The sequence below is a fragment of the Rhodococcus sp. B50 genome, from assembly GCF_013602415.1.
Classification (GTDB): Bacteria; Actinomycetota; Actinomycetes; order Mycobacteriales; family Mycobacteriaceae; genus Rhodococcus.
In genome coordinates this window covers 3,427,125-3,440,819 of the sequence record NZ_WPAG02000002.1, presented here as the reverse complement: position 1 = coordinate 3,440,819, position 13,695 = coordinate 3,427,125, and the positions used below count along the sequence as shown (strand labels likewise).

The 13,695-nt window shown below is 68.6% G+C and carries 12 protein-coding genes, 1 tRNA gene, 1 other RNA gene and 1 pseudogene; 8 read left to right on the top strand and 7 right to left on the bottom strand.

Translation table 11 applies throughout. The features are described from left to right. Positions 1-2 precede the first annotated feature (2 nt). Positions 3-266 carry a hypothetical protein gene (locus GON09_RS16260; RefSeq protein ID WP_213932683.1) on the bottom strand — a complete coding sequence of 88 codons (264 nt, stop codon included), beginning with the start codon at positions 264-266 and terminating at the stop codon, positions 3-5. Between the two features lie 85 nt (positions 267-351). Further along, positions 352-439: transfer RNA gene (locus GON09_RS16255), tRNA-Ser, on the bottom strand. Between the two features lie 117 nt (positions 440-556). Between GON09_RS16255 and ffs the strand changes: the two genes are divergently transcribed. The 5 genes from ffs (at position 557) to GON09_RS16230 (ending at position 5,088) form a co-directional block, all read left to right on the top strand. Further along, positions 557-651, top strand: an RNA gene (ffs, locus tag GON09_RS16250) — signal recognition particle sRNA small type. 47 nt (positions 652-698) lie between these two features. Continuing rightward, positions 699-1,991 (top strand): aminotransferase class I/II-fold pyridoxal phosphate-dependent enzyme, encoded by a 1,293-nt coding sequence (locus GON09_RS16245; RefSeq protein WP_213932682.1) that lies wholly within the window; start codon positions 699-701, stop codon positions 1,989-1,991. 379 nt (positions 1,992-2,370) lie between these two features. Next, positions 2,371-3,720 (top strand): hypothetical protein, encoded by a 1,350-nt coding sequence (locus GON09_RS16240; protein WP_307854393.1) that lies wholly within the window; start codon positions 2,371-2,373, stop codon positions 3,718-3,720. Between the two features lie 22 nt (positions 3,721-3,742). Then, positions 3,743-4,315 (top strand): HhH-GPD-type base excision DNA repair protein, encoded by a 573-nt coding sequence (locus GON09_RS16235; RefSeq protein WP_213932681.1) that lies wholly within the window; start codon positions 3,743-3,745, stop codon positions 4,313-4,315. After that, entirely contained in the window at positions 4,312-5,088 is a 777-nt protein-coding gene (locus GON09_RS16230) for a trypsin-like peptidase domain-containing protein (protein WP_213932680.1), read from the top strand. Before GON09_RS16235 ends, GON09_RS16230 begins: the two co-directional genes overlap by 4 nt. Positions 5,089-5,109: 21 nt before the next feature. Here GON09_RS16230 and GON09_RS16225 read toward each other — a convergent pair whose 3' ends face one another. The 3 genes from GON09_RS16225 to GON09_RS16215 are packed head-to-tail and all read right to left on the bottom strand — an operon-like array spanning position 5,110 to position 8,018. Next, positions 5,110-6,216 (bottom strand): LLM class flavin-dependent oxidoreductase, encoded by a 1,107-nt coding sequence (locus tag GON09_RS16225; protein WP_213932679.1) that lies wholly within the window; start codon positions 6,214-6,216, stop codon positions 5,110-5,112. Further along, a complete protein-coding gene (thiM, locus tag GON09_RS16220; protein ID WP_213932678.1) occupies positions 6,216-7,061 on the bottom strand; it encodes a hydroxyethylthiazole kinase in 846 nt (281 codons plus the stop codon). The genes GON09_RS16225 and thiM overlap by 1 nt, the downstream gene beginning before the upstream one ends. Before the next feature lie 60 nt (positions 7,062-7,121). After that, entirely contained in the window at positions 7,122-8,018 is an 897-nt protein-coding gene (locus tag GON09_RS16215) for a sulfurtransferase (RefSeq protein ID WP_213932677.1), read from the bottom strand. A gap of 124 nt (positions 8,019-8,142) precedes the next feature. On the opposite strand from GON09_RS16215, the gene GON09_RS16210 reads away from it, so the two are divergent. Continuing rightward, positions 8,143-8,832, top strand: a complete 690-nt coding sequence (locus tag GON09_RS16210) for a GntR family transcriptional regulator (RefSeq protein WP_213932676.1) — start codon at positions 8,143-8,145, stop codon at positions 8,830-8,832. 4 nt (positions 8,833-8,836) lie between these two features. On the opposite strand, the gene GON09_RS16205 is transcribed toward GON09_RS16210, so the two are convergent. After that, positions 8,837-9,478, bottom strand: a complete 642-nt coding sequence (locus GON09_RS16205; protein WP_213932675.1) for a PadR family transcriptional regulator — start codon at positions 9,476-9,478, stop codon at positions 8,837-8,839. A gap of 131 nt (positions 9,479-9,609) precedes the next feature. Between GON09_RS16205 and GON09_RS16200 the strand changes: the two genes are divergently transcribed. Further along, on the top strand, positions 9,610-11,856 hold the full coding sequence (locus GON09_RS16200) for a DNA polymerase III subunit gamma and tau (protein ID WP_213932674.1): 2,247 nt from the start codon (positions 9,610-9,612) through the stop codon (positions 11,854-11,856). A 31-nt stretch (positions 11,857-11,887) separates the two neighbouring features. Here the strand turns inward: GON09_RS16200 and GON09_RS16195 are convergent. Next, a pseudogene (locus tag GON09_RS16195) lies at positions 11,888-12,958 on the bottom strand (PDDEXK nuclease domain-containing protein). Positions 12,959-13,088: 130 nt separating this feature from the next. Here GON09_RS16195 and GON09_RS16190 point away from each other — a divergent pair. Then, a complete protein-coding gene (locus tag GON09_RS16190; RefSeq protein ID WP_213932673.1) occupies positions 13,089-13,667 on the top strand; it encodes a DUF2231 domain-containing protein in 579 nt (192 codons plus the stop codon). Positions 13,668-13,695 lie beyond the last annotated feature (28 nt).

Sequence of the window (13,695 nt, the reverse complement as noted above, 5' to 3'; positions counted from 1 at the left end):
GGTCAGCTGAAGCGGTCGGTGAGATTGCGGCGCATGCGGTGGAGCTCGCGGAGTTGGGCGGCCAGCCGCTCGACCTCCGCGTCGAACCGGCGCGCCCGGTCCACGGCGCCCACCCGATGTTCGGCACGGGCCTTCTGCTCGGTCTTCTCGATGGCTGCGGATACCTCGTCGATCTCGCGGTCCAGCATGTCCACCCAGACCGAAGCCTGCTCGTGGTCGGCCTCGCCGGCGAGCGGGAAATTGTCGTCCGCGGTCACGAGACGCATCGTGCCCGAGATCGGCCGGGTATGCGAACACGGGGATCGGAAAAGCAGAAACCCCGCGGGACGCTGTGCGTCCCACGGGGTTCCGTGGCGGAGGATAGGGGATTTGAACCCCTGAGGGCGTTAACCCAACCCGCGTTCCAGGCGAGCGCCATAGGCCACTAGGCGAATCCTCCGTGGGGAAGCATACCGAATGGTGACCCCAACTTGCCAAACGAGCACGTCGCACCCGGAATCCGAGTGCCGCGCGGGGGCGGGTTCGCCGCTGGGGCACACGTTCCTCTACACTTGCCGATGGATCCCGCGCGGCGCGCATCCTGTGAACTCCCCCAGGGCCGGAAGGCAGCAAGGGTCAACGGGCTCTGCCGGGTGCGCGGGGTCCTCTTACATTCCGCCGATGCCCGTGTCGCCGTGCACGGTGAAAGGTCCCTCCGCATGCCTACGCAAACCCAGTTCGGGTTGATGAGCCATGAGGAACTCGTTGCAGAGCACGAGCGCCAGTCCGCCAACTACGACCGGTTGAAGTCGGAGAAGCTGACGCTGGACCTGACCCGCGGCAAGCCCTCGCCCGAGCAGCTCGACCTCTCCGCGGAGTTGCTGTCGCTGCCGGGTACCGACGATTTTCGCGACGGTAACGGCACCGACACCCGTAACTACGGTGGTCTGACGGGCCTGCCCGAGCTCCGCGCGATCTTTGCCGAGTTGCTGAACATCCCCGTCGAGAACCTCGTCGCGGGCAACAACGCGAGCCTCGAGATCATGCACGATCTCGTCGTCTGGTCGCTGCTGCACGGCACCGTCGACTCGCCGCGCCCGTGGTCGCAGGAGTCGGTCGTCAAGTTCCTGTGCCCGGCACCCGGCTACGACCGGCACTTCGCGATCACCGAGTCGCTCGGCATCGAGATGATCCCCGTGCCGTTGCGCGAGGACGGCCCCGACGTGCGGTTCATCGCCGATCTCGTCGCGAACGACCCGCAGATCAAGGGCATGTGGACGGTCCCCACCTACTCGAACCCGACCGGAGCGGTGTACTCCGAGGAGGTCGCGCGCGAGCTGGTGTCGATGCCGACGGCCGCTCCCGACTTCCGGATCTTCTGGGACAACGCCTACGCGGTGCACCCGCTCACCGAGCACCTCGCGCCCGCGATCGACATCCTCGGTCTGGCCGCGCAGGCCGGTCACCCCCATCGCGTGTTCGCGCTGGCGTCCACCTCGAAGATCACCTTCGCCGGCGCGGGCGTGAGCTTCTTCGGCAGCTCCACCGAGAACCTCGCCTGGTACCAGAAGCACCTGGGCATCAAGTCCATCGGTCCGGACAAGGTCAACCAGCTGCGTCACCTGCGCTTCTTCCGCGACGCCGAGGGTGTGCGCGCCCACATGGCCAAGCACCGCGAGATCCTCGCGCCGAAGTTCGCGCTGGTCCGCCGCGTCCTCGAGGAACGCCTCGGTGCGTCGAAGGTCGCGTCGTGGACCGAGCCCGAAGGCGGGTACTTCATCAGCCTCGACGTCGTCGAGGGCACCGCCGCCCGCGTCATCGCCCTGGCGAAGGAAGCGGGTATCGCGCTGACGGGTGCCGGTTCGGCGTTCCCGTACAAGAAGGACCCCGAGGACAAGAACATCCGTCTCGCCCCGAGCTTTCCTTCGCTCGGTGAGCTCGAGAAGGCCATGGACGGTGTCGCGACCTGCGTGCTGCTCGCCGCAGCGGAGAATGCGCTCGCCGGCAAGTAGTACGCCGACAGGCACGCAACGCGAGGATGAGGCTCGCAACACCAGCAGCGACTGCCGGGGTTGCGAGCCTCTTTTCTGTGTTGCGTACCTCCTGTCTGCGGAGTCTGTGAGTTTGTTCCCAGCCTGTGGATAAAGTTGTGCACAACACGTGGATGGGCGGTGGACAACCCCGATCCGCGCTGTTCGGAGCGTTTTCTGGACCCCGCGTCACACCGACTTGCTTTCCCCTACCGACCTGACATACTCGCGGGTCAGGGTCGCCGCATACCGTGCGGCGGGTTCGGAAGTGGTGAGTGTGATGGAAAACCGCGCGCTCGTGGATTCCGGAGTCGGCGTATCGGCCGTCGGATCTGTCACGGGATGTGTCGGGGTACTGAAGGTGTTCCTCTTGGCGCTCGATATCGAGGCGGCGCCCGAGACGCCGCCGCGGGTCCCGCCCGTCGAGAAGGTGGAGCCCTTCCTCCCCGCACGCATCGCCGACCACCCCGACACCGACCACGGTGTGCGTCCGCCGTGCCTGCTCGCCTTCCGGCACGTCGTCGACCCGGCACGGCCGGCCGTCTCATTCGGCGCGTCGACGGGTTCGCTGCGGGAGGCCCCGGCTGCGACACGGCCGTATGTGGGACATCCCGCGACGTGCGTGTCGCTGTGGAACGTCCCGGGTCACGGCCTCGTACTGGCGCTGGAATCGCTGACGGACAACGGCTCCCCGTTGATCGACTGGCGGAGCGACCCGCTGCAGGACCGCGACGGAGCCGGTCTGCGTCCCGTGCTCGGCGAGTTCCTCGCACCCTTCGAACTGACGGCCGACGACTGCCTGAACGATATCTTCCCGGGCCTGAACAGGCGGTTGTGCGCGCCGACGACGTTCCGTCCCCTTCACGAACTCGTCGTCCACCGCCACCGGGGAGTGGGTGATCGGGAGGTCGTCGAGGGGATGGTCGTGGAAGTGATCTCGAGCGGGGGCGAGCGTGTCCGCTCGCTCGTCGACGGACCGCGCATCGGCCCGGAGGCCCGCGCCGCGGCACGGTCCTGGGGCGTGCTGTGGAGATGGGACCGCGTGCCGCTGGTGGACCGACCTGTGCAGCCGGGCGCCGCCATCGCGGTGCGGGAGGACTCCGGCGCGGTGCTGTTCGACCTCGAGGCCACCTCCCTCGGCAGCGACTATGTCGGGCACGGCACCCGCGAGATGATCTACGGGCTCATCCCGTGGGTGGCGGTGCGAGCGCGGGCCTCGGCCGACTACTGGACGACCATGGATCATCTGCGTCACCCCGAAGGGCTCCGCGGGGATCGGCTGGCCACCGTTCTCGACGACATCGCGATCATGCAGGCCCGCCGGACGGACCGCGCTCTCCTGCGCAAGGAATCGATCCACGAGAACCGGTTCCACTCGTGGACGCAACCCACCCAGCTGCGCGCTCTCATGGCCGGGCGGGTCGCCACCGAGATGGCGGAACTCGACGCGGAACTGTCCGAGATCGTGGAGGTCGTCGAGCATGCGTTGCTGCACAGTGCGGAGCTGCGCGGGGCGAGGCACACCCGCCTCGCCCAGGGATGGTCCGCGGCCGCGTCGGTCATCGCCGTCGTGGCGTTGTTCGCTGCGCTGGCCGCCGTTCCGGCAACGTCACAACCGACTCTCTTCCCGCACTGGTTGCATGCGCTGACCACGTCGATCGCCCTCACATCGGGCATCGTGATCGCGGTGGTCGTGTGGCGCCGGCCCTGACGCGCAGGGCATGATCGTCGTCATGTCATCGACGTTGAACCTGGTCGGAGATCCCGACGCCGACGCACTGCTGGCCCAGGACCCGCTGGCGCTTCTCATCGGCATGTTGCTCGACCAGCAGGTGCCGATGGAGGTGGCGTTCGCCGGACCGAAGAAGCTCGCCGACCGTCTCGGTGGTCTCGACGTGCACCGCATCGCCTCGGCGGATCCCGACGAGTTCGTCGCGGTGTGTGCGCAGCAACCGGCTGTCCACCGGTTCCCCAAGTCGATGGGTCAGCGGATCCAGGCGTTGTGCGCGGCGATCGTCGAGGACTACGACGGCGACGCCGCAGCGCTGTGGACGTCCGGCGACCCGGACGGCAAGGAAGTTCTGCGGAGGCTGAAGAAGCTGCCGGGCTACGGCGACCAGAAGGCACGCATCTTCCTGGCGCTGCTCGGCAAGCAGATCGGCGTGCGACCCGAAGGGTGGCGGGAAGCTGCCGGCGACTACGGGCACGAGGATGCGCGCCGGTCGATCGCCGACGTCGTCGACGAGCAGTCGCTGCGCGAGGTGCGCGAGTTCAAGAAGTCGATGAAAGCTGCGAAGAAGTCGTGAGACGCGCATTCGCAGTGTGTTGCGCCGCCGCCGCATTCGCCTCCGGAGCTGCGGGCGTGGCCTCGGCGGGCGGGGGAGACGACCGGGTCGTCCTCCGGCCCGGCGACGGGATCTCGTTCTCGGCGGAGCCGACACCGGGCTGGTGTTCCGTCGCGGCGGTCGGGCACGACGACGCGGGTCGTCTCGTCGCCATCACGGCGGGGCACTGCCACCGGACGGGATCGTCGCCGATCTGGAAGGTCGACGAACAGCATCGAGGTCCGATCGGTGTCGAAACAGAGGTCGCGAGTACGGGTTCGATCGATCCGCTCGGATTCCCCACCGACGAGATCGCGGATTACGCGGTGGTCGCCCTCGACGAGACCCGCGTGCGGGGGTCGAACACGTCGGTGCCCAACGACCGCGGTGAGCGCGTCGTCCTCGAATCGGTCGCGGCGTTCGGGGAGGGTGAACTGCCGGTCGGGACACACTGCGCGGCAGGGCGAAGCACGTCGGTGGCCTGTGCGACCGGCGATGTGCGGGTGGACGGAAACCTGATGTCGTCGCCGCTGCTCATGCGGCCGGGCGATTCCGGAGGTCCGCTCGTGCGCGCCGAAACGGGTGAATGGATGGGACTGTCGGTGGGGTACCGCTTCCCGCAGGTCCGGGCCTCCGACGACCGGCAGGTTCCCGACACCAGATTCGCCGCCTACCAGCGGGCCGACCGGATCCTCGCCGAGATCGACGCGCGCGACGGGATCGGCTCGGGGTTCCGGCTCGTCGATACCCCCTGACCGATCCCGCCGACGCTGCCGTCAGAGTTCGTCGAAACGCGGAATCAGGTGCTCCGCAACGTTCTTCGCCTCGTCGATGAGTGGCCATCCGGCGAGGATCAGGGAGGTCAGTCCGGTCGCGTCTCGCAGGCTGCGCACGTGGCCGGTGATCTCGTCGGGGTTGCCGACGTAGTAGACGGCCGAGGATCCCGTGGCGAAGATGTCCAGCGGTGACCACGCGGTGATGCCCGCGTAGAGGCCGTCGCCGAGATACAGGTCCTCAGGTTCGGGGAGCTTTCCGGCATTGATGGTGTCGACCCAACCCTGCCGCTGCGCGTCGCGCGCAGTGAAGGTCGTCAGATCCTGCTTGCCGTGGGTGCGGCGCCGGACCGCCTTGTCGAGTACGTCCTGGATCTGCTCGATGCCGGCCTTCTCGAACAGCGACCGGAACCGCTCGATCGCTTCGTCCCGGTTCGGGCGCACGATCACGCCCGACAGCGCGCCGAAGTCGGTGTACTCGCGTCCCTCCGCGGCAGCGGATTCGCGTGCGGCGGTGAACTTCTGCGTGACGAACGAGGTCTCGCGCAACATGATCAGGTAGGCGTCGAGGACCTTGCCGGCGTTCTGCAGGCCGGCGGGGGAGTCGCCGGTGCCCCACAGAGGCACCGAATGGTTCGCCGGCGCATCGATGCGCAGCGGCGTGTTCGGGAAGTTCGACTCGGTGCCCTCGGCGTAGATCCGGCGGAATTCGTCCCAGTACTTCTCCCCGAGCTCGTACCGCCGGTCGTGCTCGACGTTCATGTCGTACTGGGTGAGGATGTTCTCCCGGCCGTTGACCGAGTTGATCATCAGGCGGCCACCGCTGAACGCGTCGAAGGTCAGGGCCTTCTCGGCGAGCAGCCGCGCGGGCGTCATGTTCGCGTAGATCGCGACGAGGAACTTCATCCGGCTGGTGTGTGCGGCCGCCCACGTCGCGGAGATGAACGGATCGTTCGGCCAGGTGGCGACGAGCGCGCCCTCGAAGCCGCCGCCGTCGATGGTCCTGGCGAGTTCGATCTGCCGCTGCCCGTCCACCGGGTACAAGCCGCCCGGACTCCAGGGATAGTCGCCGTCGGCCTGGGTGAGATACCAGAAGGTCTTGATGGGCATTACTTCGTGTCCTTCGAGGGGAGTTCGAACGGCTCGACGCGGGCGCGGGCGCGCAGCGTGTCGGCGTCCACAGCGAACAGGGCGTCGAGGTAGGCGACAGCGAACGAGCCTGGGCCGGTGGAGTTCTCCTCGGCGATCTCGGAAGCCACCGCGACGTGCGCATGGGCCGCTGCGAGGCCTACGAGAGGGGTCTCCGCGACCGCGAGGTAGGCCGCGACGAGACCGCCGAGGGAGCATCCGGTGGAGGTCACGCGCGGCAGCATCGCGCTGCCACCGGCGATGCGCATCCCGACGATCGCACCGTCGCGGTCACGGCCGACGAGATGGTCGACGGGACCGGAGGCCGACACGGCGCCCGCGCGATCGAGCAGGGCCAGGGCGGCGGGCACGGCGGCAGCGGCCTCGTCGGCGCTGTCGACACCGCGCGTGTCGCCGCCGAGGCCGGCCAGCGCGATGATCTCGGAGGCGTTGCCGCGGATCGCGGTGGGACGGAACTTCAGCAGGTCGGCGGCGAGCGAGGTGCGCCACGCGAGTCCGCCCACGCCGACGGGGTCGAGGACCCACGGGGTGCCGGCCTCGTGTGCGGCCTCGGCCGCACGGGTGAAGGCCACCGAGGTCTCGTCGAAGGGCGTGCCGAGGTTGACGAGTACTCCACCGGCGATGCGCGCGAAATCGCCTGCCTCGTGGGCATTGTCGATGTGCGCGTTGCTGGCGCCTGCGGCGAGCAGCACGTTGGTGAGGAAGTTGGCCGAGACGATGTTGGTCAGCGAGTGCACGAGCGGGGTCCGCGCGCGCAGGGCGTCGAGGGTGGCGGCGAGATCGTCGACGGTGGGGGTCGTGGTCACGGGGAGATCCTGTCGGGATGAGGGAGAGGGGCGAAGCGGGTCAGGGCCGCGGACATCGCATCATGCGCCGCCCTTCCCTTCTCCGAGTGTCCGCATGGGGAGGGCGGGGTCGGCCGTCCACTCCTCGAGGGATCCGTCGTAGACGGCGATGTCGTCGTGGCCCGTCCGGACCAGTGCGAGCGCCACCAGGCAGGCCGAGACACCGCCACCGCAGTAGAGGATCAGCGGCCGGGAGGTATCGGCAAGGGCCTGCTCGGCCAGCTCGGCGATCCGATCGGTACTCCGCAGGATCCCGTCGGCGAGCAGGCTCTTGGCCGGCAGGTTCCGGCTCCCGTCGATGTGTCCGCGGCGCGCGTAGCGGGTGGTGGCGGTGCCTGCGAACTGCTCGGCGTCGAGCGCACAGACGAGCGTGCCCGGTGCGTCGCCGGAGACCACGGCGAGCACGTCGTCGCGGTCGCGCCACAATCCTCGGTCGATCAGTGCGGTCCGGGGTGTGGTGGCGCGGCGTTCGGCGGTGTCGCCGGTCTCCACGGGCAGTCCCAGTGCGGTCCAGCGGGTGAGGCCACCGTCGAGGACGCGGGCGGAGATGCCGATGTTGCGCAGCATCCACCACAACCGGGATGCCCAGGTCATGCCGCCTTCGTCGTAGACGACGAGGTCGGCGTCGGGGGTCACGCCGAGTTCGGCCAGGGCCGCCGCGAGGGCATCCGGGCTGGGGCGGGAGAAGTGGAGATCGGCGTCCGGGGCGCTGAATCCGTCGAGCAGGTCGGCGTGCACGGACCCGGGGATGTGCGCGGCGCGCCAGGTGGCGTAGCCGGATTCCGGCCGGTAGTCGCCGTCGAAGCGGGGCTTCGGAAAGGTGACCGTGGCGTGCAGGACCGTGTACGCGTCGGGACTGTTCGAGAGCTCGTCGGCGCTGATCAGCACCTGTTCGTCCCGGAAAGCCACCTCGGCCACGCGTTCGATCCTCTCGTCGTGTTCGGAAGTCGACGCTAAACGACGAATAACGTATACGCAAGTATGCGGAGGTCGACAGTGGCATAATCGGCGCACGTAACCGGCATGCCTACGGAGGGTGTAGATGACCGAGCAGGACGCTACGGCCGAGCTGGAGAGCTCACTTCTCGTCGAACCGCCCACCGGGCGCGACGACCAGACCTCCAAGCAGTACCTGCGCCTGCGTTCGGACATCCTCGCCGGGAAGTTCCCGCGCGGCGCCGCCCTGCACGAGACCCAGCTCAGCGAGACCTACGGGGCCTCTCGCACCCCGATCCGCGAGGCACTCAACTGGCTCGCGCACGACGGTCTGCTCGAACGGGCGAGTCGCGGCTTCCGGGTGCGTTCGGGTACTCCCGAGGACGTCATCGAGATCTATGCGGCGCGCGTCGCGCTCGAATCCGAGGCGGCCGGTGCCGCGGCGATCCGGCACACCGATCTGGACATGGCCCGGCTCGAGCGGTTGCACGATTCGTGCTGCTCGGCGACGGACGACGCCGCCGTACGCGTCGGGAACTTCCGGTTCCACGAGGCGCTGTGGCAGGCCGCGCACAATGCGACGATCACGGCGCTGCTCGTGCGGCTGACCACCCAGTTGCGGATCTACGATTCCGGGCCGCCGTCCAACTACGGCGAGCCCGATCTGCTCAACCGCGAGCACGCCCAGATCCTCGATGCACTCCGGGCGCGGAACGAGACCGCGGCTCGCGAACACATGCGTGCTCATCTCGAGCGCAGCCGCGAGCAGCGCATCCGCCTCTTCGCTCGCGGCTGAGCCCTCACTTCTCGCCGGGAGTCTCGACGTCCCCGGCGAGGATCCGGTACAGGGACTTCTTTGCTTCGGTCAGTACCGCGTGTGCCGCGGCGACCTCGGCGTCGGAACCGCTCGTCGCGACCGACCGCGCCGCGCCCTGCAGTTCGCGGAGCGCGAGTCGCAGGTCGGGCCCACCGGCGTCCGGGTCGTGGCCGGCGAAGGGATCGATGAGCTCGCTCCCCGGGTCGTCGACGTAGCTGCGGCCCGCGTCGGTCAGTGAGACGAGCTTGCGTCCGCCCTCCTTCTCGACGGTGACGAGTCCTTCGTCCTCGAGCTGGGAGATCGTCGGGTAGATCGCTCCCGGGCTCGGGCGCCAGGCGCCGCCGGTCCGGTCGGCGATCGCTTCCATGAGCTGGTAGCCGTGCATCGGCTCGGTGCCGAGCAGGCGCAGGACGGCCGCGCGGACGTCGCCGCGCTGTGCTCGGCCGCGTCGTCCTCCTCGCGGTCCGCCGACGCCCCGTCCACCGCGGTGCGGGTGGAGGCCGGGTTCGTCGCCGTGCGGGTGATGTCCCCTACGACGAGGTCCGTCCGCTCGGAACGGGCCGCCGGGGAGATTTCGGTCGTGCATGTCGCGGCGATGGCCGCGGCGGTGTTCGTGGGTTCGCATCTGCGCTTCTCCTTCATTGTCGATACGATCACGATAGAACGCGATATATCGTTAACGCAAGAGTGGTCTCGACCACAGAAGTCGGCGGACCGACCTCCGTGCATGTCGGCCGCCGCCGGTACGCTCGGCGCGTGGCTCTGTACCGGAAGTATCGACCTGCGACCTTCGCGGAGGTGGTGGGGCAGGAGCACGTCACCGTGCCCATCAGCACGGCGCTCGACACGGGCCGCATCAACCACGCCTACCTGTTCTCGGGTCCTCGTGGATGCGGCAAGACGTCCTCGGCCCGCATCCTCGCCCGCTCACTCAACTGCGAGACCGGCCCCACCTCGACGCCGTGCGGTACGTGCCGGTCGTGCGTGTCGCTCGGGCCGGGTGGCGGCGGCAATCTCGACGTCACCGAACTCGACGCCGCGAGCCACGGCGGTGTCGACGACACCCGCGAACTCCGCGACCGCGCCTTCTACGCTCCCGCCGAGTCGCGCTACCGCATCTTCATCATCGACGAGGCGCACATGGTCACCACGCAGGGCTTCAACGCCCTGCTCAAGATCGTGGAAGAGCCGCCGGAGCACCTGATCTTCGTCTTCGCGACCACCGAGCCCGAGAAGGTGCTCCCCACCATCCGGTCGCGCACGCACCACTATCCGTTCCGGCTCCTCGCCCCCACTGCGATGCGCGGTCTGCTCGAACAGATCTGCGGCCAGGAGAACGTGCCGGTCGAGGACGCGGTCTACCCGCTGGTCATCCGCGCCGGCGGCGGATCCCCCCGTGACTCGCTGTCGGTGATGGACCAGCTGCTCGCCGGTGCCGGACCCGAAGGCGTCACCTACGACCGTGCCCTGTCGCTGCTCGGCGTCACCGACGTCGCGCTCATCGACGAGGCCGTCGATTCGCTCGCGGCCGGCGACGGCGCGGCGCTGTTCGGCACTGTCGAGAAGGTCATGGACGCCGGACACGACCCGCGCCGCTTCGCCGTCGACCTGCTCGAACGCCTTCGCGATCTCATCCTCATGAAGTCCGTGCCCGATGCCGCCGAGCGCGGGCTCGTCGACGCACCCGGCGACGTCCTCGAGCGAATGCGCGACGAAGCGACCCGCCTGGGCCCGGCCACCCTCACGCGCTACGCCGAGATCGTGCACGCCGGGCTCGGCGAGATGCGTGGGGCGACGTCGCCGCGACTACTGCTCGAGGTGATGTGTGCGCGCATGCTGCTCCCCGCGGCATCCGACGCGGAAACCGCTGTGCTGCAACGGCTCGAACGTCTCGAACAGGGCGTCGTCGCGGCTCCGGCCGGAGGTGCTGCACCGAGGCCCGTGTCTGCCCCTGCCGCGCCTGCGGCGCCACCCATCTCGCCCGACGAGCCCGCCGCGCGTTTCCAGCGACCTTCCCAGCGCCGGGCGAGCGAGGCGCCGCCTGCCGCGCCGCCTCGCGAAGTTGCCCCGCCGCAACCGGAATCACCTGCACCGCAGGCTCCGGCCCGGCAGGAGACTGCCCCGACGCCGTCCCCTGACGCCACGGCGTCTCCGGTGCAGACGCCGCCGCCCGTTCCGGCGCAACCTCCCGTCGTACCGGATGTTTTGCAGCCGCAGCCGCAGAACACGCCCGATGAGGTTGTCGCGCAAGAGGTTCCGCCGCCCGCACCCGAGGTCGAGGAGCCGGCCGCGCCTGCGCTCGAGCCCGAACCCACTCGTGCGGCAGGCGGTCCCGACGCCGCCCAGATGCGGGGCGTGTGGTCGGAGGTACGCGCGAAGGTCCGCGAACGGAGCCGCACCGTCGAGGTGATGCTCTCGGGTGCCACCGTGCGCTCGGTCGACGGCACCCGTGTCGTGCTCGTGCACGACTCCGCTCCGCTCGCGAAGCGACTCGCCGACCCGCGCAATGCTGCGGTCATCGCCGATGCGCTGCAGGCGGTCTTCGGTGGCGAGTTCGAGGTCACCTGCGTACACGGCTCCGCTGCGGAGACGCCCGTCAGAACTCAGGCGCCCGAAAAGAATTCGCGTCCTGCGGGTCAGCCACGTTTCTCCAGGCCGAGTCAGGCGAAGAATGCCGCGCCGGCTGCGCCCGCCGAAGCCCCCGCCGCGCCGCAGCGGCCGGTGGCCACCGCTTCCCCTTCCGCCGCCCCGACCTTCACACGTCCGTCCGCCGAGAACGTCGACGACATCCCGCCGCCCGAAGCGCCCGATCTCCCCGACGATCCGGGGCCGGGCTACGACGCGCCGCCGCCCGACCCGTCGCAGATGACGGAGGCGGACGTCGAGGAGATGTTCGCCGAGGCCGCCACCCCCGGTGATCCGTCGACGCGCCGCGATCCGGAGGAAGTCGCAATCGAGCTGCTCAAGGACGTGCTGGGAGCGAAACCGCTCGACGAGAAGTAGTCCCGGGCCCTGGAGTTGCCGACGAGCGGTGTCAGCTCTGCGGGGTGTCTCCGTCGGCGCGGTCCGTCGTGAGTTCGTCCCAGGTCGCATCGACCGCGTCGGCGAGTTCGCTGTCGGTAGGCACGAGTTCGCGGATGGGTTCGGGCAGGGTGTCGTAGGTGTAGTTCGCAACCGCCAAGGGAGCGGTCGTGCCCGCGAGCGAATAGCGCACGACGTTGTCGTTGCGCCCCGCGCACAGCAGGATCCCGATGGTCGGTGCGTGCCGGTCCGCGACTCGCAGGTTCTCGTCCACCTAGGAGACGTAGAAACCGAGTTTGCCGGCGTATTCGGGCTCGAACCGGCCGATCTTCAGCTCGACCACCACGAAGCGCGACTGAATCCAGTTGAAGAAGAGCAGGTCGATGTAGAAGTCGTCGTGGTCGACGGTGAAGTGGTACTGGCGGCCGACGAACGCGAACCCGTGCCCCAGTTCGAGGAGTACCTGTTCGAGGCGTGTCATCAGTGCCGCTTCGAGTTCTTGTTCCGCGGCCCGCTCGTCGAGATCGAGGAAATCGAAGATGTACGGGTCGCGGACGAGTTGCTGTGCGAGGTCGGAGTCCTGTGGAGGAAGTTGGTGCGGAAAATTCGACGGTGCGGCACCTACACGGCGATGTAACTGCCCGGCGATCTGATGGGTCAGAACGTGACGCGACCACCCGTGTTCTGCTGCGCGAGCTGCGTACCAGTCGCGAAGCTCTCGGTTGTCGAGCTTGTCGAGAAGGACCGTCACATGTCCCCATGGCAATTGTGCAACAGGCTGTTGCACTATTTCCTGGGGCCAGGCGTCCGCGAAGGACCGCATGTAGAAGAGATTGCGGCGCGAGAGACCGCGCATGTGTGGAAACTCGGAGCGCAGGTCCCTGGCCAGTTGGTCGACGACCTTCGATCCCCAGCCGTGTACACGTTGACGCTCGAGAAGGGAGTGCCCGAGCGTCCAATACAGGATCAGCAGTTCGGTATTCGCGGCGCGTGTAGCCCGTAGACGCGCTCGACGAACCTGTGCTTTGAGTTCGTCCAGGAATTGCGGATAGTCCTCGGGAAGCCCGACGGTCTTTTCGGTCACGGCCACATGGTGCCCTCGGGATACGACAGAAATACGAATGCCGCCCGCGTCATGGCCAGCGGTCGAAGGGTGCCGTCGCATCGCGGTCACCCGGCGATTCGTATCTGCTGCCGACGGGTATCGCCTCATCATGAACCTGCACGAACTCCTGCGCGCCGTCGAATCCTTCGACGCTGTGGATCGGCCCGCCGAGCGCATCGCGCAGCGCATACGGCGAGTCCTCGACGGCTCCGTCGTCGACGACCTGCTCCGAGGTTCCTGGCTCGGACACCCCGTCCATCCGCTCCTAGTCACCGTCCCGATCGGGTCGTGGGTGTCCGCGGCGGCGTTGGACGCGCTGCCCGGGCAGCACACCGCGTCCCGGCGACTCGTCGCGTTGGGACTGGGCGCGGCCGTCCCGACGATCGTCACCGGCTACACCGATTTCTCCACCCTGGAGGATGCCCCTCAGCGCAGGGTCGGCGCGGTGCACGCCGTGTCCAACGCGATCGGGGTGATCTGCATGGCGACGTCCTATCGCGCGCGACGTGCCCGACACGACCGGGCGGGGACGATATGGACGTTGATCGGCCTCGGAGCGGTGGGTGTCGGCGGCGCCCTCGGCGGTCATCTCTCCTACGCCCAGGGCGGCGGAGTGTATCGGTGGCAGCGACCGTCCGAGAGCGTTGATCTTGCAGCCGAACTCGAGGACATCGGCGCGAGAAACTGAGCGTTCGTCCCCGAGGTCCACAACCCAT

Bases quoted from the DNA above. Each gene is read 5' to 3' on its own strand.
- GON09_RS16235 (WP_213932681.1), top strand. From the start codon at position 3,743: ATGTCATCGACGTTGAACCTGGTCGGAGATCCCGACGCCGACGCACTG.
- GON09_RS16190 (WP_213932673.1), top strand. From the start codon at position 13,089: ATGAACCTGCACGAACTCCTGCGCGCCGTCGAATCCTTCGACGCTGTG.
- GON09_RS16210 (WP_213932676.1), top strand. From the start codon at position 8,143: ATGACCGAGCAGGACGCTACGGCCGAGCTGGAGAGCTCACTTCTCGTC.
- GON09_RS16260 (WP_213932683.1), bottom strand. From the start codon at position 266: ATGCGTCTCGTGACCGCGGACGACAATTTCCCGCTCGCCGGCGAGGCC.
- GON09_RS16225 (WP_213932679.1), bottom strand. From the start codon at position 6,216: ATGCCCATCAAGACCTTCTGGTATCTCACCCAGGCCGACGGCGACTAT.
- GON09_RS16205 (WP_213932675.1), bottom strand. From the start codon at position 9,478: ATGCGAACCCACGAACACCGCCGCGGCCATCGCCGCGACATGCACGAC.
- GON09_RS16245 (WP_213932682.1), top strand. From the start codon at position 699: ATGCCTACGCAAACCCAGTTCGGGTTGATGAGCCATGAGGAACTCGTT.